We start from the raw sequence: 22,608 nt of genomic DNA, 5'->3' as shown, positions 1-22,608 counted from the left end.
GGAATTTAGTCATGACCACACCAAGTTGGGATCTCAGTATTGCTTATCGCGATCTAGATGATGCAAAAATCGAACAGGATATTGAACTCATTCAACAGTGTATTGAGCTGTTGTACCAGCATGTTGAAATACGCCATGTCATTCTAGCAATGCAAAACGCCATTCAGACTTCAGAAGCGGCTGGCACGTTACTGAGCACCATCAATACTTTCGCCAACTGCCACGCATCGGTAGATGCAACACACACAGAAGCCAAAGCATTGCTTGGCCGTGTCGCGAAGTTGAACTCTGAAATGTCTCAAGCGTTTAGCCCGTATGAAGACACATTGATTCACGCTGAACCAGAATTTATTGATGCCGTTCTAGAGCATGAAAGTGTGGATGTCGCAGGCCAACGTTTTGCGATTGAAAGTTCACGAAAATTATCGAGCAGCAGACTTAGTGTGGCTGAAGAGCAGCTATTAGCAGCAATGAAGGTTGATGGTCGTGACGCGTGGGGTCGTTTATACGACAACCTAACGGGTTCTTTGAAGTTGTCTTTAAAGGTTCAAGGTGAAGAAGAAGCTCTCGGTTTTTCCCAAGCGGTTAGTTTACTGTATGGCAGTGAATTCGAGAAACAAGAACCGGCATGGCGAGCGGTTCAAAGCGCAATGAAGACGCACGAAGAATCTTTTGCTTCGATTCTAAATGCATTGGCGGGATGGCGACTGACAGAAAACAAAAAGCGCTCGAAAATTAGTGATGTGCATTTTCTTGATCCAAGCCTACACGGCAGCCGCATCGTGCCAGAAACACTAGACACCATGATGTCGGTGGCAAAAGCTAATCGTAACATTGGACAGAAAGCCGGTCTGTTAATGGCACAAGTTCACGGATTAGATGAAATGAAACCTTGGAACCATTTAGCGGCAATGCCACCGCTCGGTGACAGCGAGTCTACGCTTTATTCTTTTGATGAGGCGATTGAAGTAATCAAAACTGCTTTTGATGAAGTCAATCCAGAGATGGCTGAGTTTGTGGGTTTGATGGTTGAGAATGGTTGGATTGATGCTGCACCTGCTGCCAACAAGCGTTTAGGGGCTTACTGCACTAAATTTGCTGCTACACGTACGCCGCTCGTTTTCATGACTTGGGGTGGTAGCCGCTCAAATCTAATGACTTTAGCGCATGAACTCGGCCATGCTTTTCACAATTGGGTAATGCGTGACATGCCTTTGTGTAAGACTCGCTACCCAATGACGCTGGCAGAAACCGCTTCTATCTTTGCTGAGAATATCGTTCGTGACCACTTGTTACAACAAGCACAAACACGCAATGAGAAGCTCGAAATGTTGTGGGAAGAGCTTTCTTCTTCACTCGCTTTGATGGTGAACATTCCAGTGCGTTTCGAGTTTGAAAAAGCGTTTTACGAGCAACGTGAGAAAGGCGAACTGACAGCTAAACAGTTGTGCGACTTGATGGAAACCACTTGGAAAGAGTGGTACGGCGATGCAATGACAGAAGCTGATCCTTACTTCTGGGCGAGCAAATTGCACTTCAGCATTTCTCAAGTGAGTTTCTATAACTATCCATATCTGTTCGGTTACCTGTTCAGCAAAGGTGTTTACGCGCAGCGAGATGCAAAAGGTGAACAGTTCTACGAAGATTATGTCTCTTTACTTCGTGATACTGGCAGCATGATGGCGGAAGAAGTGGTTCAAAAACATTTGGGAATGGACCTGACTCAGGCCGATTTCTGGCAACAAAGCATCGACATGGTCAAAGTTCAAATTGATGAATTTGAAAGATTGCTCAATCAGGAAGATTAATTGATCTCAATCTGTTCATAGCAGGTAAGAGCTGTGTTAGCTTACGTGGCTCTTATCTTGCTGAGATAGCTAAAAGTGACTCTAAATAGAGAAAGTTATTTGGAACAGATGTCGGTGAGTAAAGATCATCAGGTAATATAAAAATATATGGGTAGTATTTGTGAGTGAAAACGGAGTCTCTGTTGATAAGTGCGATCCTAGCAACACAATTTCTATGTACAATTTATTAACATACGGCCGTGCAATTAAGGAGTAGCGCATGACGAAGACCCTCTTTCGCCAATCATTTCTTTTTGACAGCCTAGATCTTGAGCAAGAAGTGTTTGCAGGACAGACCGTACTGAGTAACGGTGTTCAAATTAAGCTTCATCAACGCGGTGTCTTGGAAGTGATTCCCGCGGATTTTAATTCTGAAACCAAGAACATCATTTTTTCAACCGGTGTTCATGGTGACGAAACTTCACCAATGGAGCTGATCGATAAGCTCATTGAGGATATTGAAACAGGCTTCCAAGTAGTGGCAGCAAGATGTTTGTTCATCATTGCTCACCCAGAAGCAACCAACGCACATACTCGTTTTCTTGATGTGAACATGAATCGCCTGTTTGATGAAAAACAGCACGAGAGTAATCGAGAAGTGGATATCGCGAAGAACTTGAAGTTCTTGGTGACTGAGTTTTACAAGAATACGGAACCTGCCACTCGCTGGCATCTAGATTTGCACTGTGCAATCCGTTTATCTAAGCATTACTCATTCGCAGTGAGCCCTAAGGTTCGCCACGAAGTCCGCAGCAAAGCGCTGTTTGATTTCATTAACAGTGCTCACGTTGAAGCGGTGTTGTTGTCGAATGCACCAACCAGCACGTTCAGTTGGTACAGCGCTGAAAACTTCGAAGCGCAAGCTCTGACAATGGAGCTAGGGCAGGTCGCGAGAATTGGTGAGAACCAACTTGATAAACTAACGGCTTTTGACTTGGCGATGCGTAACTTGATTGCTGAAGTTGAGCCAGAGCATTTACCCAAGCGAACGATTACTTATCGTGTGAGCCGAACCATTGTTCGTTTGCATGATGATTTCGATTTCATGTTCTCAGATTCTGTAGAGAACTTTACCGCGTTCAAGCACGGTGAAGTCTTCGGCCATGATGGTGATAAACCGTTAATGGCGAAGAATGAAAACGAAGCCGTGGTGTTCCCTAACCGTAATGTTGCTATTGGTCAACGAGCGGCCCTAATGGTGTGTGAAGTTGAAACACGATTCGACCACGGTCAGCTTGTGTACGATTAATATCGACACGGGTTTAAACGACGAAAACAACCGCTCAACTGGTTGAAATATCAAGGTTCACATTACGGTGTGAGCCTTGAGTTTATTTGGGGATACAGGTAAGGTTACGCGAACATTTTCAAAGTAGCTTGATATGGATTTCCAACAACTTCTTCACCAAAAACAGCGCAAATGGACTAGAGCCATTTATCTGATGGCAGCACTGCTTGTCGCGCTGAGTGCCATTTACTTAATGGTTGGCGATCTCTTCATTTCCCCTCTGGGCACCTTGTCCACGTTAGAACAAAAACTACTGATTGATTTACGCTTACCTCGATTATTGGCCGCTATTGCTATCGGGGCAGGGTTAGCGGTATCTGGCGCAAGCTTACAAGTGTTATTAGGCAACGTATTGGCAGAACCAGGTGTGCTCGGCATTTCTGGCGGTGCAAGCCTAGCCATGGTGATAGTACTGTTCTTCTTACCGTTTGCTCCGACTCCAGAACTCTTCATGATTGCCGCCGTTTTAGGCTCGCTCTGTTTCACCGTCATTCTGGTGAGCATGGTTAAAGTGATGCGGCTCACCACGGCCAAGCTGCTGTTGGTGGGGGTCGCATTAGGCATTCTTTCTGGTGCGATGGTGACATGGGCGTTCTATTTTAGTGACGACCTCAGCCTTCGTTTATTGATGTACTGGCTAATGGGCAGCTTAGGTGGCGTGACTTGGTACCAGCACTCGCTGACGTTAATGATGATTCCCGTGATCATTTGGTTGTGCTTGCAAGGCAGTAAGCTAGACAAAATGATGATAGGGGAGACACACGCTGCTCAGTTGGGCGTGAATGTACCTAAGTTACGTTGGCGCTTAATCTTCGCTGTGTCTATTTTGGTCGGCTGTGCCGTGGCATTAGGCGGCGTGATCAGCTTTGTGGGCTTAGTTGTGCCACACTTACTTCGTTTAGCGATTGGTACTGACAACAAATACCTGCTTCCTTTGTCTGCTGTTGCGGGTGCTGCATTGTTGGTGTTTGCTGATATTTGCGCGCGTACTTTATTAGATTCTGCAGAATTACCTTTGGGTGTGATGACCACCAGTGTCGGTGCGCCTATCTTCATTTGGATGTTAATTAAAAATCATGATTCAAATTAAGAGCCTGAGCGTCGGCGCTCGTTTATTACCGCTCTCATTTGAGCTCAAACAGGGGCAGGTGACTCACGTTATCGGCCCCAATGGCAGCGGGAAAAGTACCTTACTTGAGGCTATCTCGGGCATTGGTGATGGGCACAAAGGCGATATCAAGCTCGATGAGCAAGACTTATCAGAGTTGTCGCTGCAAGACTTATCACTGCATCGTGCCTACTTGTGCCAAAGCGCAAGACCCGCCTTCAACTTAGAAGTGTTCCAATATCTTGCGTTGTCTCTGCCAAGCTCATCACATGGCCTTGATGCTGAAATTAATGTTGCTTTGGCTGAGATCAGCCAGATGCTAGACATTGCAGATAAGCTTCATCGTTCAATCCAAGCTTTATCTGGTGGCGAATGGCAACGTGTTCGCTTGGCGGGTATGTGTTTACAGATTTGGCCGACACTTAACCCATACGCAAAGTTATTGATTCTCGATGAGCCAGCGGCACCGTTGGATATTGCACAAGAAGCTTTGCTCTACAAACTCATTGAACGAGTTGCCCAAAAAGGCATTGCGGTGATCATGGCAAACCACGATCTGAACCGGACCTTGAGACATGCTGACCAAGTGCTACTGCTCGACAAGGGCGTTTTACAAGCTTCTGGTTCTGCGGCACAAGTGCTGGCTCCAGAGCAACTTGAGTCTGTGTTCAACACGCAAGTAACAAGCATCTCCGTCAAAAACCAAAGTTATCTTTTGTTTGGCTAGAAAGATTATTTGGTATCGGTAAAAATCGATAATTCGAAGCAACATCATTTATCGACAACACATTTACTTGAGTTGTGTGATTCCGATTCCTATTAATATAACCCCCGCTGTTATAGACGGTGTTGATGTATATATTTTTTGTTGTTCTTCAAGTCAAAACTATAAATCTTCTAACAGTATTGGTGGTTGGTTAGCCAATGTTAGTGCTGTGTGTAGAGTTAAACTAATAGAGGGTGGGAAAGTGACAGCAATAAATAACAATATTCTAAAAATAGCAGTGGGTGTGGCTATGCTATCGAGTGTGCCATCAGTGGCAAATGCTCATGGTTGGTCTGAATTTCCAAGCGCGCGTCAGAACACGTGTTATGAGCAAGGTGGTATTTGGTCGGGTACACCCCCAAATGCGGCATGTGCTCAAGCGAAAGATATTTCTGGCTCATACCCGTTCGTTCAACGTAATGAATACGCAAAAAACATTCAAGATTTCAACAACATCAATGCTGTAAAAGCGGCGATTCCTGACGGCACTTTATGTTATGCCAATGATTCGCAAAAACGCGGCATGGGTGCGCCTCACACTGGTTGGACTCGCACCGAGCTAAGTACAGGTACATTTGAATATGTATTCAACGCGACGGCACCGCACAACCCTTCATTCTGGGAGTTCTACCTAACGAAACCAAATGCAGACCTTAGCAAAGGCCTAGAGTGGGGAGACTTAGAGCTTATCCAAGAAGTGGGCAATGTTCCTGTTAGCGGTGGCAAATACCGTATCAACGTGACGATTCCTTCTGACCGTTCTGGCGATGCAATCTTATACGTACGTTGGCAACGTGACGATGCCGCGGGTGAAGGCTTCTACAACTGCTCAGACATCACTATCGCGGGTGATACAACCCCTCCACCAGAGCCAGGACCTGAGCCTGATCTAGTGCGTGGTGACCTATTTGTTTCAGAACAATTTGGTACTCCACAAGTCGGTGACACCGTTAACTACGACATCATCAACAAGTACGGTGAAGTCGCGCGTAGTTTTGATATTGCTATCGACGCTTCAAACGTTAATGACTGGGCTCGTTTGCTGGCTTCTGAAATCAACGGTTGGCATGAAGAGTTTAAAGATGGCGCGGTGTTCATTGGTGATTGGCATGATGAAATGCAGCATTACATGTACTTCCAAAACGATCCTACACGCAACTTCTTTAACTCAAAGGATGGCCGTGCTTCAGGTCAGCTTACATTGATTGAAGGTGGCGACGGTGGTGTTGAACCATTGAAAGGCGATATCTATGAGCTAGTGAAGAGTGACAACGTAGTGAATGCTGGCGACAAAGTTGTGATTGCAACAAGCGAAGCGGCGACATTAACTCAAACTCAAGGTTCTGCAGTTAGCATTCAAAACAACGGTACAGCTTCAATTGTGGTTGACACGACTGCGATTACAGCGAACGAAACTTTGTCGTTTATGGCTAGCTCAATTGAAAGCGACAGTGTTGAAACCTTTACGTTCGAAGTGATTGCTGATGACATTGGCGTAACACCAGATCCAGATCCAACGCCGGATCCAGATCCGACTCCTGACCCAGACCTAGGCACGTGGGACTCGTCCAAGGTTTACCTTGGTGGTGAAGTCGTGACTTACTCGAACCAGTCATGGAAAGCACAATGGTGGGTTCAAGGTGGTAAAAACCCTCAAGCGACCTACGAGAATGACAAATGGGGCGTTTGGCGTCCAGCTAACTAGTCAGCTAGTTAACCCAAACTAAAGTAACTAAGTAGCTAAGTTATTAAGGCACCGCACTCGATTGATGAGTGTGGTGCCTTTTCTTATGGGGGAAATAAACAAGTCGACCACGGAGGTAATTGAGTTTAGGGTAGGGTTTTGGTTTAACTTGAATGTCTGAATACCCCGAGTATCCAGAGTTTGGTAATCTTTAAGCGCATTAGATAGAAAAGAATTTATTGATGAAAAAATCACAGATACTCGCCAATACAATCAAGAATCAGATAGAGCAAAACATTTGGCTGAGTGGCGAGAAGATCCCATCAATTAGAGATGCGTGTAAGCGGTACAAACTTAGTATCGAGACGGTATTGCAAGCATATCAACAGCTCGAAGACCAAGGCTATGTACGCTCAAAGCCGAAGTCAGGCTATTTCGTGTTACCTCGCAGAAATGTATTCACTTTAAAAAACGCGCAACACAAAGCCATCAAGCCGTATTCCGTTAAAATCAGTGATCTGCTTTACGATGTACTTCAACGAGCGAAAGACCCTAGCATTATTCCGCTTAGCTCGGCGTTTCCAGATCCCGCTTTGTTCCCGCATCAAGCATTGTCGCGCAGCTTAGCCAACGCTAGCCGTCAAATGCCGGATAACAGCATGCTCACCAATTTACCTCCGGGCAGTGAAACACTTCGCAGACAAATTGCTCAGCGTTACCAAATGCATGGTTTAAATGTACTACCGGATGACATCGTGATTACCTCTGGTGCGATGGAAGCGCTTAATCTCTGTTTGCAATCTTGCACAGAACCGGGTGACTTGGTCGCTATCGAGTATCCAGCGTTTTATGGTGTGTTGCAGACCATTGAAAGGCTAAACCTAACGGCAGTGGAGATACCAACAGACCCTGAAACCGGAATCGATCTTGATGTGTTGGAGTCGGTGTTCGCGTCAATGGACATTAAAGCGTGCTGGTTCATGACGGAATCACAAAACCCAGTCGGTTATTCGATGAGTGACAGCAACAAGCAACGACTGGCCGAGTTGGTGAATCAACATCAGATCCCGATGATCGAAGACGATGTGTATCGTGAACTTCACGTTGGTAATCAAACATCATTGCCCGCCAAAGCCTATGATACTGGCGAACAGATTATGCTTTGTGGTTCGTTTTCCAAGTCATTGTCGCCGGGCTTTCGAATTGGTTGGGAAAGGCTATCCAAACGCCAACATCTTGTTGTGACTTGGCTGGTGGCGTTGGGCTCTAGCTTCTCTGCACTTTGGATTCTGGTTGCTAACGGTTGGATGCAAAACCCGATTGGCTCCGAGTTCAATTACCAAACCATGCGTATGGAAATGACCAGCTTTGCCGAAGTGGTGCTCAACCCTGTGGCTCAGGTTAAGTTCTTACACACGGTTGCTTCTGCTTACACCTGCGGGGCGATGTTTATCCTAGGCGTGAGTTCTTACTACTTGTTGAAAGGTCGAGACGTAGCGTTTGCAAAGCGTTCTTTCGCTGTGGCCGCATCTTTCGGCATGGCTGCCATTATCTCGGTTATTGTATTGGGTGATGAGTCTGGTTATGAACTGGGCGACGTTCAAAAAGTGAAACTCGCGGCGATTGAAGCCGAGTGGCACACCGAACCTGCTCCTGCAGCGTTTACCTTGTTTGGATTACCCAACCAAGAGGAAGGGAAAACCGACTTCGCTGTGAAAATTCCATATGTGATGGGGATTATTGCCACGCGATCTTTGGACGAGCAAGTGACGGGTCTTCATGACTTGCGTGATCAACATTTAGTGCGTATTCGAAACGGCATTATCGCCTATGAATTACTAGAGCGTTTGCGAGCTGGCGATACCTCACATGAGACAGAGCAAGCTTTCGATCAAACCAAGCATGACCTAGGCTATGGCTTATTGCTCAAGCGATACACAGATACGGTAACTGATGCTACTGAACAGCAAATTCAACAAGCTGCCGACGATTCAATTCCAACTGTGTGGACTCTGTTCTGGTCATTTCGAATCATGGTGGGCTGTGGCTTCATTATGTTGTTTGTCTTTGGTGCGGCTTTCTTACAAACCTATCGTAAAAACATCACTCAAAAGCCTTGGTTATTGAAGGCGGCACTTTGGTCAATCCCATTACCTTGGATAGCAATCGAAGCGGGTTGGTTTGTTGCTGAATATGGTCGTCAACCATGGGCAGTCGGCGAAATCCTTCCTGTAACCGTAGCGGCATCTTCGCAAACCGTCGAGAACCTACTTACGTCTCTCGCGCTTATTCTTAGCCTCTATACCGTGTTCATTATCGTAGAAAGCTACCTAATGATTACCGTCGCTAAAAAAGGCCCAAGCAGTTTGAAAACAGGGCGTTATCACTATGAACAAACAACAACATCACTTGAAGCCAAATTGGCACAACAAGTTCAACAATAAGGTGACTGACTCATGTTCGAATATGACACATTACGTTTAATTTGGTGGGTTCTGATTGGCATTTTACTGATTGGTTTTATGATCACCGATGGCTTCGATATGGGAGTCGGAGCGTTGTTACCGATCATCGGTAAAATCAATTCAGAAAGGCGCGTGATGATTAACTCCATCGCACCCCATTGGGATGGCAACCAAGTGTGGTTAATTACCGCAGGCGGCGCTTTGTTTGCGGCTTGGCCGTTAGTGTATGCGACATCGTTTTCAAGTTTATATGTTGCGATGTACTTGGCTCTTATTTCATTGTGGCTACGTCCTCTTGCGCTTGAATACCGAGCCAAGATAGATAACGACCAATGGCGAAAAGTATGTGATATGGCGATTTCGTTTTCAGGCTTCTTTCCGCCGATTTTATTTGGTGTCGCGTTTGGCAATTTGATGCAGGGGCTTCCTTTCTCGCTTAATAGTTTGCTCATGGTTGAATACCACGGATCGTTTGTTGATTTGCTTAATCCGTTTGCTCTGTTATGTGGCTTTGTTGGGTTATTGATGGCGTTGTTGCAAGGCAGCGCTTGGCTGATGATGAAAACCACCGATGCGCTATACAACAAGGCAAGATTGGTGGCGCAGGTAAGTGCAGTATTTGTGGCCAGTCTTATGGCCATTGGCGGTTTAGCGATAAGCCAAATTGATGGTTATTTGATTGTCAATGAGTTGAACCATAGCGCTGTTTCAAACCCGTTAAACAAACAAGCGATAGAAGAAACAGGTGCTTGGTTAACCAACTTCGAGACTTACCCTTGGATGTGGTTTGCGCCGATTGGCAGTGTGCTCATTCCGCTGTTGGCGCTGGTGAGTGCGAGATTAAAGTGGGATGCGCTGGCTTTCATCAGCTCAAGTTTTACTAATGCGTGCATTGTTTTAACGGCTGGCTTTTCGATGTTCCCATTCATTATTCCATCGAGTATTAACCCAAGCCATAGCTTAACGTTGTGGGATTCAACATCGAGCGAACTAACCTTGAACATAATGACAGGCGTAGCATTTGTGATGGTGCCCATCATTTTGTGTTACACCGCTTTTAGCTACCGCACCATGTTTGGGCGACTCGATAGCGAGTATGTCGAACGTAATGGCCATTCACTGTATTAAGGAGTTTTTCATGTGGTATTTTGTTTGGATATTAGGTCTATTTTTGGCTGCTTCCTTCGCTGTTTTGAACGTTATGAGTTTAGAGAAAAGTGATTCGGAAACAGAGTCCTAGTCGCTTGCACAATAATAAAAAAGAAGACCAGAAATATGCGTTTCTGGTTTTTGTTCCTCAAACTCATGTCCTCTTCGGATCATGACCTATTCAACCTGTAGCTCTAACAAAAACATTCTTAATTAACCTATTGTTTAATATTCACTATTTGTTAGTGTGTTTAGGTGCACATTGAGGATGTGCATCACAATTAGTGAAGAATAATAGTAGGAGTTGCGATGAGTATTATAGTGAGACGGTCTGAACCGTCAGATGCGAAGGGAATCAAAGAAATCTACGAATGCACTAATGCTTATACTGGTACGCTGCAACTCCCAAATCCATCTCTGGAAAGCTGGCAAAAACGAATTTCTAATATGCCTGATAACGTATACTCCTATGTCGCGCTGATCGATGGGGAAATTGTCGGTAACTTGGGAATGGAAGTGTGTATAAACCCGAGAAGGCGTCATGTTGCTTCATTTGGTATGGGTGTTAAAGACGATGTATTAGGCAAAGGCGTCGGTAGTCAGTTACTCGCGACCGCGATCGACTTGTGTGATAACTGGATTAACATCAAGCGAATGGAGTTAACGGTCTATACCGATAACGAAAGAGCGATTAGCCTGTATAAGAAGTTCGGTTTTGTTATTGAAGGGGAGTCTGCGAGTTTTGCTTTTAGAAATGGTAATTATGTCGCGGCTTATCACATGGCGCGATTGATATAGGCACGCCGCTAAAAATCATTGGCAGATAATAAAACGCCACGTTATTTAAACGTGGCGTTTGCTATTTTAGCTCGCGGTGCTTTAAACAGCTTCAGTCGTAGCCGTACTTAAGCCGTTAGTGGCTCAAGGTTCGCAGGACGGTAGTGTACTGATTTAAGTACTTTACCTTGGCGAATTGTCTTGCCTTCAGATACGAAATCTTCCGCACACTTCGCGATGATGTATTCGCCTTTTTGAACCGCCATCAGCTTGATGTTTTGTTTAGCGTAGAAGGCCTCTGTTTCAGCGTATTCTGCTTCGTTACGACATACTTTGCTCATGTTGCTTGAATGTACTTCGTCCCAACAAGGCAGAAAGTCGATTGAACGGTTCTTAGAAACATTCAGCAGCAAGTCGATCAGATAACTGATTGCTAGGTTGTCTTCTACCTTAGCTTGGCCAAGGTGAACCAAACGTCCCATCAAAACGTAAACGCTGTCTACGATAGCGTCTGCTTGCTCGATTTTAGAGTCAGCTTCTGCAAGTTCTGTCAGTTCTTCGATCGCTAGAGAGGTATGTAGCGTATCGCCTTTTTCATCCATGGTTTCAGGAGCAGCAACAGGCAGATCAAAAGTACTGCGGAACTCTTTAATATCGCGGTAAAGGTGATCGTAGATTTCTTGGCTTAGTTGAGAAAGGGTCATATTCCTATCCATTCTGTTTCGTTAATAGAGTATTTTACCAAAGCTAGGAATAGGGTGCTAACGCAAAGTCGAAGAACTCGACCTTTATTCATTGGATCAATGAGGCATTTTGTACACAAATCCATTGATTATTATACTTTTCTCCCTTTTACTCTTGTTTATATTAGAAATGTTAATGTTGTCACTAACTTCGGCAGCAGTGGGATATCATTATGCACCAAGCTAGTGAAAGCGAAGTTGTTATACGCCGCTTGTATCAAATCACCAACGATTATCGAAAGGGCTTCGATAATCAGATTGTTCAGTTGCTTAATATGGGCCTTGAACGCTTCAACTTAGATATTGGTATCTTATCTAAAATTGATGGTAACACTTACTTTGTTGAACACTGTGTTAAACCTGAAGATGTTGATCTCCATCGCGGTGATACCTTCGAATATTGTTCGACCTATTGCGAGATTACTTGCAAATCTATTGGCCCTACCTGTATTGAGCATTGTGGTAAACACGATCAGTATGCGACGCATCCTGCGTATCAGTCTTTTGGCCTAGAGTCTTACATTGGTATCCCCATTTTCGTTAATGATGAGCTTTATGGCACCTTAAACTTTTCAAGCCCAGCGGCCTATCATCGTGAGTTCAAAGAGTTCGATATTGATGTGATGAGACTTATGGCCTCATGGATCGAAGTGGAGCTCGTTAGAAGACAACAAGAACGAAAACTCAAAGATCTGAATGAGAAACTAGAGTACCAAGCTCTGTACGACCCTTTAACACACTTGCCGAATAGGCGTTGCTTGTTCAAAACGTTGAATGCAGAAGTGGAACAGTTAAAAGGTTCTCTAGGGAAAGGGACCTTGGCTGTTGTGGATATCGATTTCTTTAAGCAGGTCAACGACACTTATGGTCACCAAATGGGTGATGCGGTATTAAAAAAAGTGGCGAATCTGCTGAGCAAGAATACCCAAGAAGGTGAATTTGTGGCGCGTTTTGGCGGCGAGGAGTTCATTCTTTGGTACCCTAATAGTACACAAAATGGTGTTGAAGATAAGTTAATAGCTCTTTTACAAGAGATAAAGAAGATCACACTGGATCGAAAGCCAGTCACCATATCAATTGGTGCCTGTCATTTTGAGTTGAGCACAGGGGATACTAAAGGGCAAAGGATGTCGGCGTTAGATAAGCTAATCAAAGTTGCCGATGAATGCCTGTACATTGCTAAACAAAATGGACGAGATCAGTTTATTTCTCGTCCATATCATCAAGAACACTCCGGTTCGTAAGCCGAAACTGGTTCGTTCTCAGTGTTCAACTGTTTGCAATTAGCTGAATAGATAAGGGAACAATTGACGACGTTCCGCGGGCGTTAAAGATTCAACTCTTGCAATGTTAGTATCAGGAATCGCTTCAGGGTTAGGGTAGTGCTTCAACACTTTTTCCATACTTGCTTCACGAATCAAGTGGTAAACCGGATACGGAGAACGGTTCGTTAGGTTTTCATCGTCTTCTGGATCCGCACCACCAAAGCAATAGTCAGGGTGGAACGTCGCCACTTGGTAAACACCTTCCCAGTCTTCCTGTTTGATCAGCGCTTCAATCCAATCAATGAACATGTTGTAGTCGAAGAAGTCTTGCAGCATGTTGGGTACAACTACCAATGTCGTCTCTAATTCAGAAACTGGCGTGTTATCTAACTCTACGCAATGCGTCATGATGTCTTCCAACAACGCTTCTTCCGTATTCGCTTCACTCACAAAGATCTTAATCTGTTTATTACGTTGTGGCTTGGCTGCGAATGGACACAGGTTTAGGCCAATAACGACATCATCTAACCATTGTTTGACTTGGTCGTGGATGGTTTGAAGATCTGTGCTTTGAGTGTTCGACATAGCAGGTTCCGAAATGAAATTTTGCGTAGGATATCAGAACGGACGTTAATCAAAAGCAATAATTCACTGGATACCTTGTCTAGCTAAGCTTCGGCTAGTTTAGAAGTCGAGACTTGAAGCTGTTTTAACTGATAAACCCAAGCAAATATTGCGATATAGAAGATAGAACCGCCTGCAATCACACCATTCCAACCGAACAGTTGCCAGAAATACAAGAGTAAGAACCCGCCCAAGCTTCCGCCAATGTAATAGTGTACAAGGTACAACGCGGTTGCTGTAGCTTTTGCACTCGATGCTTTTTGACTGACCCAAGAGTAGGCAAGGGTATGAGCGAAGAACGCGCCGCCGCTAATCAACAACAACCCTGCTAGCATGAACGGGACCTTATCAACAGCAGAAATCAACATCCCGATTAAGCTGATACATACACCCATTAAGATGCCATTCAGAGGTTCAAAGCGCTGTGTCCATTTGTTGGATAGCTTAGAACTGACAGTACCAGCTAAATAGCATAGGAATATGAGTGACGCTAAACCAACGGGCACGGAGTGTGGCTCAGATACCAACCGGAAACCCATTACAGAATACAGGTTAACAAACAGCGCAAAGTTAGCACCACCAATCAACATCGCGAGCCACAAGGTACGGTTTCTTAAGTGCATGACTACCGAGCGATTGTGGTGAAAGAACAGCCCTTTTTGAGGTTTGAAGTTCTGTTGTTCAGGTAAACGGTAGGCGATAAAGAGCGCACCTAGCAATGAACCGACCACGAAAAATAGAACAGTTGCGTGCCAATCGAAATAGTCTGTGATTAAGCCGCCAAGTACACGCCCAAAGATTCCGCCAAGCGAGTTAGCCGCAATGTAACCACCAATGGCGACGGCAAAGGCTTTGGGGGTTAACTCTTCGACCATGTAGGCAACTGCCACACCAGCGAAAGCCGCGACAGCAACGCCCATGAATGCGCGGGCTATCACGAGTTGCAACAAGGTCGTTGTGAACACCATGCTTAGCCCTATCAATGGGATAGCAAACAGGCTGAATAGAATAATGGGTTTTCGACCAAAGGTTTCAGATGCGATAGCCCAAGGCACCAAACTAATGGATAGCCCGAGTGTCGTAGCGGCAAACAGCCAGTTGATTTGGGTTTCTGATACTTGGAAATGCTCCGCCATGTGCGGCAAAATAGGTTGAAAAAGGTAGAGGTTACAGAAAATGATAAACGAGCCAATCGCTAATGATTGGGTGATTCGTTTGTATTGAGTACTGCCTTTATCAAACATTTGCATACGCCTGTGCGATTAATTAAGTTATTTTTGAACAAGTAATCTATTTGTGAACAAGTTATCAGTACGAAGGTGATTAAAGAAATATATTAAAAATATCACCTCCATATATTTAATATATTGATATGCTTGAATCAAAACCCCTTCGACATTTTCTGGCCGTTGCTCAGTTTGGTAGCTTCACTCAGGCGGCTAAAGCGCTGCATATTGCACAGCCTGCATTGAGTATTTCCATTAAGAAACTTGAACAAACACTGGAGTTAATTCTGTTTCGGCGCGGAGACAAATCCGTGACGTTAACGGAAGAGGGCAAGGTGTTGTTCGAGCATGCCAGGAGGATTTCTCAGCAGTTTGATGACGCTCAGCTTGCGATGAACGAGTTAAAGGGGTTAGAGAAAGGAGAGGTGCGCTTAGGGGCGCCAAGCATGATGGGGAGTTACTTTTTCCCACAAGTGGTGATGGCCTTTAAAAGCCAATACCCAAACCTAAAATTGACACTAATTGATGCGGGTACAGCCTCGATACGCCAGATGCTATTAAACGGTGAACTCGATATCGGCGTTATCAATCATGAAAATGTGCCTGACGATCTTGAAACCGACCATCTGCTAAGTTCAGAGATGTTAGCCGTTGTAGGCAAAGAGCACCCATTAGCATCACAGCCATCCATCACTTTTGAAGAGTTTTTCGCTCAAGAGCTGATCATGTTTAAGTCGGGTTACTTCCACCGCGATTTCATCGACGCTACTTGCAAAAAATACAATTTGGATATGACCATTGCGTTCGAGACCAACTTGCTACCGATGATTCTTTCCATTGTAAAGCGAGAATTTGCCATCACTGCGCTACTCAGTTTAGTCACTGAGTATGAAGAAGACGTGGTAGGTGTTCCATTTAAAGAGCCTGTAAAACTCAACCTATCGTTGGCTTGGAGAAAAGAAGGTTACCTGTCGAAAGCAGACCGAACCTTTATCAATTTTGTGAAGCAGTATGTGTGATTTAGAATGTCATAGACAGAACAAAGCCCGCAGATCCTGGTTTGGATCTGCGGGCTTTGTTGTATGGAAGTATGACTAGCTCAAAGCTCGTTATGTGTTCTTTGAGTTATACATCTTATCGAAGTTCTTCTGATTCCATCCGACCATCACTTGGTCGCCGATTTTCAGTACAGGGATAGAGCGAGCACCCATTGCCTGTAATTCTTTACGGCCACGCTGCATCTTTGCGTTCGTTAGGCGGTATTCAATTTTTTTAGAGTCCAAATAGCGCTGGGCATCTTTGCAGTGCGGGCATTTGTCTGCGACGTACAATACAACACGTTTCATTTTTACATTCTCTTGCTGAATCTAGCTCTTGGTGAATCTCGTTAAAGTGTAACGAATCCTAGGTGATTAGAAAAGTGTGATCAGTTACACTATGCGGCTCAAACTTCAAGACCACAACGTATTGTCGTGGCGTAACTTGTACGGTCTTTCAGAATGCATCCTTCTTTACGCTATATCCAAGGCTATCCTAAGCACATTATCGACCCTGTGACTCAACTTGTAGAGTCAGGTAAATTAGTGCCTTGGTTTGAAGCTCGCTATCCAAATAATCATGAAATAAAAAGCGAGAAGGCCCTGTTTGATTATGCGATTGAGATTAAAAATCGCTACATGAAGAAAACACCACCCATCAGAAAAGTGATTTACGACGGGAAGATACACCTAATCAATAATGCATTAGGCCTCCACTCTTATGTTGCGAAGAATCACGGTGGCAAGATCAAATCGAAGAATGAGATTCGTATCGCCAGTGTCTTTAGAAATGCACCAGAACCTTTGCTTAGAATGCTGGTAGTGCATGAACTGGCGCACATCAAAGAGAAAGAGCACGACAAAGCCTTTTACCAACTATGTTGTCACATGGAACCGGAATATCACCAACTTGAGTTGGATGCCCGTTTATTCATGATGTATTTAGATTTAAAGAAGTAGCCTAATGAGCCAATCACAAAATAGAACCACGCTAAGCCTGTCGAAAAACAGCGCCTCTGATAAAAACCGTAACAATACGGATTCAAAAGCGGCGGGACAGAATAAAGCCAAGCAAGTTTCTAGTAAACCAACCAATAATAAAGGCGGAGCGGGTAAAGCACCGCTTAAAAAAGGCACTTCGAATAAGAGCGCACCAAAAAGATCGAGCGGTTCGCAAAAGCCTTCAGGCCCGAAACGAACGGGCGGTTTACAACGTAACAAGAATACGGCTAAGCCTGCGGGTGGACTGCACCCAAAAAATCAACACACAGGTCGCTACGACTTCGAGTTATTGGTTGCTGCGTTACCTGAGCTGAAAGAGCACTTGATTAAGAACCCTGTCGGTGAAGATACAATCAATTTTTCTGATCCATTGGCCGTTAAGTTACTTAACAAGGCGCTACTAGCATATCACTATGGCGTTAAGCACTGGGATATTCCCGCGGGTTACCTATGTCCGCCAATTCCAGGCCGAGCAGATTACATTCATAGAGTGGCAGACATCCTTAACAGCGATGGCCAAGGCGAACCATATAACCACGCGTCTGTGAAAGCATTAGATATTGGTGTTGGCGCAAACTGTATCTACCCAATTGTTGGCACGACAGAATACAAATGGCGTTGTACGGGTACAGATGTTGATCCTGTATCCATCAAAACGGCTAACTTCATTGCAGAAAGTAACGCGAACCTAAAAGGTAAGATCCGAGCGAGATTGCAAGCAGACTCTGAAGCTATTTTTAAAGGTGTCATTAAAGACAATGAACGTTACGATGTCACTATTTGTAACCCTCCATTCCACGGCTCTTTAGAAGAAGCGGAAAAAGGGTCGCAACGTAAGCTCGATAATCTAGCGGCAAACCGAGCTAAGAAAGCAGGTAAGTCACTCAAGCCTGAATCTAAAAAATCGCAGACGAAAAAAGATAAGCCAACGTTGAACTTTGGTGGTCAAAAAGCAGAGTTATGGTGTCCGGGTGGTGAAGCGGCTTTCATTATGAAAATGGCGAGAGAGAGCCAACTGTTTGCTACGCAAGTACTGTGGTTTACTACGTTGATTTCTAAGAAAGACAACGTTGATATGATTCGTTCAGAGCTTGGTAAGTTAAGAGCAAAACAAGTGAAAGTAATAGAGATGTCGCAAGGCCAAAAGGTGAGCCGCTTTGTTGCGTGGAGCTTTATGGATGATGAGCAGAGACAAGAGTGGATTGCGCTTAAATAACACTTCAATACCAGAAAGTATCTAATAGATTACATAAGAAAAGGGCTTGTTGTTCATTCAACAAGCCCGTTTTTATATTCCAGCGAGTCTAAGTGGAGAGCAACTCGTCTAATTTGGTTTGGTACTTCTTCTCAAGCGCACTGTTTCCGGCTTTGTTTTCCAGTTCGACCAATATTTGAAGGGATGGAATTTGATAGCCATAGCGCTGGTGGAACTTGAACAGACGAAGCCGCGCGTTATTATAATCTGCTTCACTTACTTCAATCTTTGATAGCTGTAATATCGACTTTGCTCGATTCGGATCGTGGTCAATAGCACGTGTGAAGTAATACTTTGCTTGGTCAGTATTACCGGCTTTAAATGCGCAAAAGGCCGCATTCTCATAACTGGCAGAGACTAAATAATAATAGGGTTGGTCGATGGCTCGGTTGAAGTACTTATCGGCCTGCTCATACTCGCCTTGTTTACACAAAAACGTACCGTAGTTATTCAATACATTTCCGTTTCTTGAATCTAAACTTAGCGCCTTTTGATATGTGGATCTTGCTTCGTCTACTTCGCCAACTTTTTCATAGTAATGCGCCATAGAGAGTCGTGCTCTGTAATAACTAGGCGCATGCTTGATCGCTAACTCTAGGTTTTCACGAGCTCTAACCATATTGTCTTGACCCATGTAACCTAAGCCTAACTCAATGCGGGACTCAGACATCGCAATTGGGTCACTTTCTATTTTAGGTGGGCCTTCAGTGACAGAGACGCAGCCTATTAGTGAAAGAGATGTGAATAATATGAAATTTGATAAAAGTGACTTGGCAGGCATGTGCAGCTCCTTATGAACACCAGCCCATCATATGGAATCGAATAAGTCGAAGTATTAAATCTGCTATGGAATGCGAGCCACTTACCATAAAAAATCCGCATCCAATTGGCTTTATTATCAACAACCTATTGAATACAGATCTCTATGGCTGACAAAAATAACTTGCCGTTTAATCGTCTTTGGTGAAATTGTCTTCGCTGAAGTGATCCAAATCGTAAGGTGTCTGTTGGTAAACGCAGTAGTTTAGCCAATTTGAAAATAATAAGTGACCATGACTACGCCAGCTTGCAATAGGCTTATTGTCTGGATTGTTGTTTGGGTAATAGTTGATAGGGATAACCGGCTCCATGCCTTCACCTAAGTCACGAATATACTCATTATGAAGTGTATGAGCATCATATTCCGGGTGACCTGTTACAAACACGTTCCGCTTGTCTTTGGTTGCCGCCAGATACACACCAGCCGCATCGGAAGTCGCAAGTACATCAAGGTCGGTATGCTCGGCTAAGTATTCTTGAGAGAAGTCGGCATAGCGTGAATGAGGCGCTAAGAACGTATCATCAAAGCCACGTAAAATAGGGTGAAATGGGTTATGTATTTCGTGACTGTAAACACCAGACAGCTTGTCTTTACGAGTGCGCTTTGGCAAATCATACAGCAATTTCAAACCAGCTTGAGCTGCCCAACATACATATAGAGTCGACGTAACGTGTTTGTTTGCCCATTCCATGATGGTTTGTAGATGTTCCCAATAGATAACATCTTCAAATTGAACTAAACCAAGCGGCGCACCAGTGATGATCAGCCCATCAAAATTACGACTTTTTACCATCTCAAATTGACGATAAAAGTTATCAAGGTGTTCCGTGGGTGTATTCTTACTTGGTCGGTCGTCGATGCGCAGTAGTTCTACATCTACTTGCAATGGACTGTTTGATAGTAGGCGTAAGAACTGAGTTTCGGTTTCAATTTTCTTAGGCATTAGGTTGAGGATCAAGACTCGAAGTGGACGAATTTCCTGTGTCGATGCTCTTGATAGCGGCATAACAAAAATTTTTTCTTCACGAAGAACATCGGATGCGGGCAATTGGTCTGGAATACGAATAGGCACAGCTTTCTCCCTAAGCTAGATATGTAGACGTCTATACATCTAAATTTATAATAGTTTGACACGCTTGTCGATATACAAAATGGATAGTTGTAAATTATTTGTGTCTTCTATCAGAAACAATCCGTCGATTTCAAGTCGCTTACCATCATGTCGAACGACTATCCGAGTCGGATATAGGGGGTGATTTTTGTAAGTGACGCAAGGTAGTTATCAGAGCAAGCGACGAACATTTAAGATAAACTTACGTTTTCAAATTAGCCTGCAAAGTGATAGATGAAGTTAATACTCATTCGAGGGCTGCCCGGTTCCGGCAAGTCAACAAAAGCGCAAACCTACGATGCACTGCATGTCGAAGCTGATATGTATTTTGTGAATGGTCAAGGAGTGTATCAGTTTGATCCTAGGCGATTACAACAGGCTCATGAGTGGTGTCAGAACACAGTGGAAAAAGGCCTGAAACAAGGGCTAGATGTTGTTGTATCAAATACCTTTATCAAGCAGTGGGAAATGAAGGCTTACCGCCAACTCGCACTTAAATATAAAGCAGATTTGATTATAGAAGTGTGTAGAGAGCAATTTGGCAGCATTCACGACATTGAACCATCCGTGATTAAGCGCATGGCAAAAGATTGGCAAGAATAACGCTCTCTTTCTGGCTAATGAGTTAATGCAAAGAACGAAGAAAAATTAGGTAATACACAATTATTAGGTAATACACATGGCAAAGCGATCGGCTATCGTCGACATGACATCTTACGGCATCTACACGACGTGGGATTCTAAATCTAAAGATCTTCCCAAAATCCAAGAGTTCACCACCATCGTTGATGCCGAAATTGACGTAGAGTTTGGTTATATTCTGAATATTAAAAAAGCCAAAGGCGAAAAGGTCCACTACTGTATTTATCACCCGAACATCACCACAGACAAAGGCGAAGTGCTAGAACCATTCGATGGTGAAGAGTATGTCGGCAACAACGATTGGGATTTCTATTTAGGCGATACCATTTGGGCTCCAGTCTCAAACAAGCTCGGTAAATGGCGCATGACAGTCGAGCTAAAAGGTAACATCATCGCCGACAAGACATTCGACCTAGTGGCAAAAGATGAAGGACAGTTTTGGAAGCGTAGGGGTTTCTAAGCTCAAAATTCTAGCTATGTTGAAACACAAAAAAGCCGAGTCCAAACTAGACTCGGCTTTTTGATATCAGCTAGATGATGTTCACCATCTAGCTCACAAGTAAGATTATTGTGTTACGTAAGCTATAACAAACTCAGTGATTGCGACCATGTCTTTAACCGCGATGTACTCTTCAGTGGTGTGAACTTTTGCCATCCCTGTAGAAAGGTTAACGGTTGTTAGACCTTTAGCATTAAAGTTGTTTGCATCGCTACCGCCACCTGTACGTTTGGTGTTTGCCGTTACGCCAAGTTTCTCGAATGCCGATTTGATAGAAAGAATATGCGGGTGATCATCTGCAATCACGAATGCATCGTAAGCACGAGTTGATTCGATTTCTACTTCAGCGCCGAATGGCTTCGCGCTTGCTTCGAATGTCGAGATCATGTGTTCAACTTGTGCTGTTAGCTTGTCACCGTTTAGTGAGCGAGCTTCAGCCACTACTTTAAGTTCTGGCATTACGATGTTAGTCGCTTGACCACCTTCAACAATACCCACGTTTGCTGTTGTTTCTTCATCGACACGAAGTAGGTTCATCTTGGTGATTGCGTCTGCAGCCACTTGAATTGCGCTGATGCCTTCTTCTGGTGCTAAGCCAGCATGAGCCGGGCGGCCTTTGATTGTCGCGGTTACCTTCTGTTGACCTGGTGCAGCGTTTACGATCGTACCAATCGGGCCACCTGTATCTAGAACGATAGCGTGCTCAGATTGAATGTAAGACATATCGAAGTTTAGAGAACCGAATAAACCGCCTTCTTCGAATACGGTGAATGCGATTTCGATGGTTTTGTGCGCTTGATCTTCAGCTTGAATGCAACGTATTGCTTCCATGATAGCCGCGATGCCCGATTTATCGTCGCCACCTAGAATCGTGTTGCCTTTAGAGCGGATAACGCCGTCTTCAATGATTGGCTCAATGCCGATACCTGGCGTTACTGTATCCATGTGGCAGCTGAATACTGTGCTACCTGGAAGTGTGCCATCTAAACGAGCATAGATATTGAAACCATTCGACACTTCTGCCGGAACGGCCAGCTTATGTACGTCAAAGCCGAGTTCGCCTAGCTGCTCAGCCAGTGCTTCCGCGATGGCTTTTTCGTTGCGTGATTCACTATCGATTTTCACAAGATCGCAGAAATGGTCGACAAGACGTTGTTCATTAATTTGGGTCATTGTTAATTCTCATTATGTTTCCGCTCATTCGTCAGAAGTCACGGCTAAGGAACAGGAAAATCACTATAACGCCAATGTGCCAGATGAATGCCTGAGTTAAATCAAGAAAGTTGCCTGATTATTCTAA

21 protein-coding genes and 2 pseudogenes are annotated in these 22,608 nt (G+C 44.3%); 16 read left to right on the top strand and 7 right to left on the bottom strand.

All coding sequences use genetic code 11. The annotated features are described in order from the left end of the window. Positions 1–11 precede the first annotated feature (11 nt). The 10 genes and pseudogenes from OCU50_RS07570 to OCU50_RS07525 all read left to right on the top strand — a co-directional run bounded on the left by OCU50_RS07570 (position 12) and on the right by OCU50_RS07525 (position 11,105). Entirely contained in the window at positions 12–1,808 is a 1,797-nt protein-coding gene (locus tag OCU50_RS07570; protein ID WP_060467818.1) for a M3 family oligoendopeptidase, read from the top strand. Positions 1,809–2,067: 259 nt separating this feature from the next. Further along, positions 2,068–3,096, top strand: a complete 1,029-nt coding sequence (locus OCU50_RS07565; protein WP_060467817.1) for a succinylglutamate desuccinylase — start codon at positions 2,068–2,070, stop codon at positions 3,094–3,096. 133 nt (positions 3,097–3,229) lie between these two features. Continuing rightward, on the top strand, positions 3,230–4,225 hold the full coding sequence (gene btuC / locus OCU50_RS07560; RefSeq protein ID WP_060467816.1) for a vitamin B12 ABC transporter permease BtuC: 996 nt from the start codon (positions 3,230–3,232) through the stop codon (positions 4,223–4,225). Continuing rightward, positions 4,212–4,970, top strand: a complete 759-nt coding sequence (gene btuD, locus OCU50_RS07555; RefSeq protein ID WP_060467815.1) for a vitamin B12 ABC transporter ATP-binding protein BtuD — start codon at positions 4,212–4,214, stop codon at positions 4,968–4,970. Before btuC ends, btuD begins: the two co-directional genes overlap by 14 nt. Positions 4,971–5,259: 289 nt before the next feature. Beyond that, positions 5,260–6,714, top strand: coding sequence for a lytic polysaccharide monooxygenase (locus OCU50_RS07550; RefSeq protein ID WP_060467814.1), 1,455 nt, complete (start codon positions 5,260–5,262; stop codon positions 6,712–6,714). A 221-nt stretch (positions 6,715–6,935) separates the two neighbouring features. Then, positions 6,936–7,904 (top strand): annotated as a pseudogene (locus tag OCU50_RS07545) (aminotransferase-like domain-containing protein); the annotation flags it as partial. Further along, a pseudogene (locus OCU50_RS07540) lies at positions 7,890–9,137 on the top strand (cytochrome ubiquinol oxidase subunit I); the annotation flags it as partial. The pseudogenes OCU50_RS07545 and OCU50_RS07540, both read left to right, overlap by 15 nt. A 12-nt stretch (positions 9,138–9,149) precedes the next feature. Next, on the top strand, positions 9,150–10,286 hold the full coding sequence (cydB, locus tag OCU50_RS07535; protein ID WP_060467813.1) for a cytochrome d ubiquinol oxidase subunit II: 1,137 nt from the start codon (positions 9,150–9,152) through the stop codon (positions 10,284–10,286). Between the two features lie 10 nt (positions 10,287–10,296). Continuing rightward, positions 10,297–10,398, top strand: coding sequence for a cytochrome bd-I oxidase subunit CydX (gene cydX / locus OCU50_RS07530; protein ID WP_017057417.1), 102 nt, complete (start codon positions 10,297–10,299; stop codon positions 10,396–10,398). A 218-nt stretch (positions 10,399–10,616) separates the two neighbouring features. Further along, positions 10,617–11,105, top strand: coding sequence for a GNAT family N-acetyltransferase (locus OCU50_RS07525; protein WP_060467812.1), 489 nt, complete (start codon positions 10,617–10,619; stop codon positions 11,103–11,105). A gap of 107 nt (positions 11,106–11,212) precedes the next feature. Here the strand turns inward: OCU50_RS07525 and OCU50_RS07520 are convergent, their stop codons facing one another. Beyond that, a complete protein-coding gene (locus tag OCU50_RS07520; RefSeq protein ID WP_017057415.1) occupies positions 11,213–11,788 on the bottom strand; it encodes a nucleoside triphosphate pyrophosphohydrolase family protein in 576 nt (191 codons plus the stop codon). Between the two features lie 212 nt (positions 11,789–12,000). On the opposite strand from OCU50_RS07520, the gene OCU50_RS07515 reads away from it, so the two are divergent. Then, positions 12,001–13,071, top strand: coding sequence for a sensor domain-containing diguanylate cyclase (locus tag OCU50_RS07515; RefSeq protein WP_060467811.1), 1,071 nt, complete (start codon positions 12,001–12,003; stop codon positions 13,069–13,071). Between the two features lie 39 nt (positions 13,072–13,110). Here OCU50_RS07515 and OCU50_RS07510 read toward each other — a convergent pair whose 3' ends face one another. Continuing rightward, positions 13,111–13,677, bottom strand: coding sequence for a DUF1415 domain-containing protein (locus OCU50_RS07510; protein ID WP_060467810.1), 567 nt, complete (start codon positions 13,675–13,677; stop codon positions 13,111–13,113). A gap of 83 nt (positions 13,678–13,760) precedes the next feature. Next, positions 13,761–14,960: an MFS transporter gene (locus OCU50_RS07505; RefSeq protein WP_060467809.1), complete on the bottom strand. Its 1,200-nt coding sequence runs from the start codon at positions 14,958–14,960 to the stop codon at positions 13,761–13,763. A gap of 128 nt (positions 14,961–15,088) precedes the next feature. Here OCU50_RS07505 and OCU50_RS07500 point away from each other — a divergent pair, with 128 nt between their 5' ends. After that, positions 15,089–15,961 carry a LysR family transcriptional regulator gene (locus tag OCU50_RS07500; RefSeq protein ID WP_060467808.1) on the top strand — a complete coding sequence of 291 codons (873 nt, stop codon included), beginning with the start codon at positions 15,089–15,091 and terminating at the stop codon, positions 15,959–15,961. Positions 15,962–16,051: 90 nt separating this feature from the next. Here the strand turns inward: OCU50_RS07500 and OCU50_RS07495 are convergent, their stop codons facing one another. After that, positions 16,052–16,288: a glutaredoxin family protein gene (locus OCU50_RS07495; RefSeq protein WP_004734934.1), complete on the bottom strand. Its 237-nt coding sequence runs from the start codon at positions 16,286–16,288 to the stop codon at positions 16,052–16,054. A 153-nt stretch (positions 16,289–16,441) separates the two neighbouring features. Between OCU50_RS07495 and OCU50_RS07490 the strand changes: the two genes are divergently transcribed. Together OCU50_RS07490 and rlmF are read left to right on the top strand one after the other, a co-directional pair. Beyond that, positions 16,442–16,939, top strand: coding sequence for a YgjP-like metallopeptidase domain-containing protein (locus OCU50_RS07490; protein ID WP_060467807.1), 498 nt, complete (start codon positions 16,442–16,444; stop codon positions 16,937–16,939). Positions 16,940–16,943: 4 nt separating this feature from the next. Then, complete coding sequence (gene rlmF, locus OCU50_RS07485; protein WP_060467806.1) at positions 16,944–18,197, top strand: 23S rRNA (adenine(1618)-N(6))-methyltransferase RlmF; 1,254 nt, start codon at positions 16,944–16,946, stop codon at positions 18,195–18,197. Between the two features lie 88 nt (positions 18,198–18,285). On the opposite strand, the gene pilW is transcribed toward rlmF, so the two are convergent. Together pilW and metA are read right to left on the bottom strand one after the other, a co-directional pair. Further along, positions 18,286–19,017: a type IV pilus biogenesis/stability protein PilW gene (pilW, locus tag OCU50_RS07480; RefSeq protein ID WP_060467805.1), complete on the bottom strand. Its 732-nt coding sequence runs from the start codon at positions 19,015–19,017 to the stop codon at positions 18,286–18,288. A gap of 169 nt (positions 19,018–19,186) precedes the next feature. Next, on the bottom strand, positions 19,187–20,128 hold the full coding sequence (metA, locus tag OCU50_RS07475; protein WP_060467804.1) for a homoserine O-acetyltransferase MetA: 942 nt from the start codon (positions 20,126–20,128) through the stop codon (positions 19,187–19,189). A 273-nt stretch (positions 20,129–20,401) separates the two neighbouring features. Here metA and OCU50_RS07470 point away from each other — a divergent pair, with 273 nt between their 5' ends. Together OCU50_RS07470 and OCU50_RS07465 are read left to right on the top strand one after the other, a co-directional pair. After that, a complete protein-coding gene (locus OCU50_RS07470; RefSeq protein ID WP_060467803.1) occupies positions 20,402–20,770 on the top strand; it encodes an ATP-binding protein in 369 nt (122 codons plus the stop codon). Positions 20,771–20,846: 76 nt separating this feature from the next. Then, entirely contained in the window at positions 20,847–21,269 is a 423-nt protein-coding gene (locus OCU50_RS07465; RefSeq protein ID WP_060467802.1) for a DUF3859 domain-containing protein, read from the top strand. Between the two features lie 105 nt (positions 21,270–21,374). Here the strand turns inward: OCU50_RS07465 and OCU50_RS07460 are convergent, their stop codons facing one another. Next, a complete protein-coding gene (locus OCU50_RS07460; protein WP_060467801.1) occupies positions 21,375–22,481 on the bottom strand; it encodes a M20/M25/M40 family metallo-hydrolase in 1,107 nt (368 codons plus the stop codon). Positions 22,482–22,608: the final 127 nt, after the last annotated feature.

Origin of the sequence: Vibrio toranzoniae, from assembly GCF_024347655.1 — a bacterium.
Taxonomy (GTDB): Bacteria; Pseudomonadota; Gammaproteobacteria; order Enterobacterales; family Vibrionaceae; genus Vibrio; species Vibrio toranzoniae.
This window is presented reverse-complemented; position numbering and strand designations above follow the sequence as displayed.

Bases quoted from the DNA above. Each gene is read 5' to 3' on its own strand.
- OCU50_RS07460 (WP_060467801.1), bottom strand. From the start codon at position 22,481: ATGACCCAAATTAATGAACAACGTCTTGTCGACCATTTCTGCGATCTT.
- OCU50_RS07510 (WP_060467810.1), bottom strand. From the start codon at position 13,677: ATGTCGAACACTCAAAGCACAGATCTTCAAACCATCCACGACCAAGTC.
- btuD (WP_060467815.1), top strand. From the start codon at position 4,212: ATGATTCAAATTAAGAGCCTGAGCGTCGGCGCTCGTTTATTACCGCTC.
- OCU50_RS07490 (WP_060467807.1), top strand. From the start codon at position 16,442: ATGCATCCTTCTTTACGCTATATCCAAGGCTATCCTAAGCACATTATC.
- btuC (WP_060467816.1), top strand. From the start codon at position 3,230: ATGGATTTCCAACAACTTCTTCACCAAAAACAGCGCAAATGGACTAGA.
- pilW (WP_060467805.1), bottom strand. From the start codon at position 19,017: ATGCCTGCCAAGTCACTTTTATCAAATTTCATATTATTCACATCTCTT.
- OCU50_RS07570 (WP_060467818.1), top strand. From the start codon at position 12: ATGACCACACCAAGTTGGGATCTCAGTATTGCTTATCGCGATCTAGAT.
- OCU50_RS07525 (WP_060467812.1), top strand. From the start codon at position 10,617: ATGAGTATTATAGTGAGACGGTCTGAACCGTCAGATGCGAAGGGAATC.
- OCU50_RS07565 (WP_060467817.1), top strand. From the start codon at position 2,068: ATGACGAAGACCCTCTTTCGCCAATCATTTCTTTTTGACAGCCTAGAT.
- OCU50_RS07495 (WP_004734934.1), bottom strand. From the start codon at position 16,288: ATGAAACGTGTTGTATTGTACGTCGCAGACAAATGCCCGCACTGCAAA.
- OCU50_RS07505 (WP_060467809.1), bottom strand. From the start codon at position 14,960: ATGTTTGATAAAGGCAGTACTCAATACAAACGAATCACCCAATCATTA.
- OCU50_RS07515 (WP_060467811.1), top strand. From the start codon at position 12,001: ATGCACCAAGCTAGTGAAAGCGAAGTTGTTATACGCCGCTTGTATCAA.
- OCU50_RS07470 (WP_060467803.1), top strand. From the start codon at position 20,402: ATGAAGTTAATACTCATTCGAGGGCTGCCCGGTTCCGGCAAGTCAACA.
- OCU50_RS07500 (WP_060467808.1), top strand. From the start codon at position 15,089: ATGCTTGAATCAAAACCCCTTCGACATTTTCTGGCCGTTGCTCAGTTT.
- cydB (WP_060467813.1), top strand. From the start codon at position 9,150: ATGTTCGAATATGACACATTACGTTTAATTTGGTGGGTTCTGATTGGC.
- OCU50_RS07550 (WP_060467814.1), top strand. From the start codon at position 5,260: ATGCTATCGAGTGTGCCATCAGTGGCAAATGCTCATGGTTGGTCTGAA.
- OCU50_RS07465 (WP_060467802.1), top strand. From the start codon at position 20,847: ATGGCAAAGCGATCGGCTATCGTCGACATGACATCTTACGGCATCTAC.
- rlmF (WP_060467806.1), top strand. From the start codon at position 16,944: ATGAGCCAATCACAAAATAGAACCACGCTAAGCCTGTCGAAAAACAGC.
- cydX (WP_017057417.1), top strand. From the start codon at position 10,297: ATGTGGTATTTTGTTTGGATATTAGGTCTATTTTTGGCTGCTTCCTTC.
- OCU50_RS07520 (WP_017057415.1), bottom strand. From the start codon at position 11,788: ATGACCCTTTCTCAACTAAGCCAAGAAATCTACGATCACCTTTACCGC.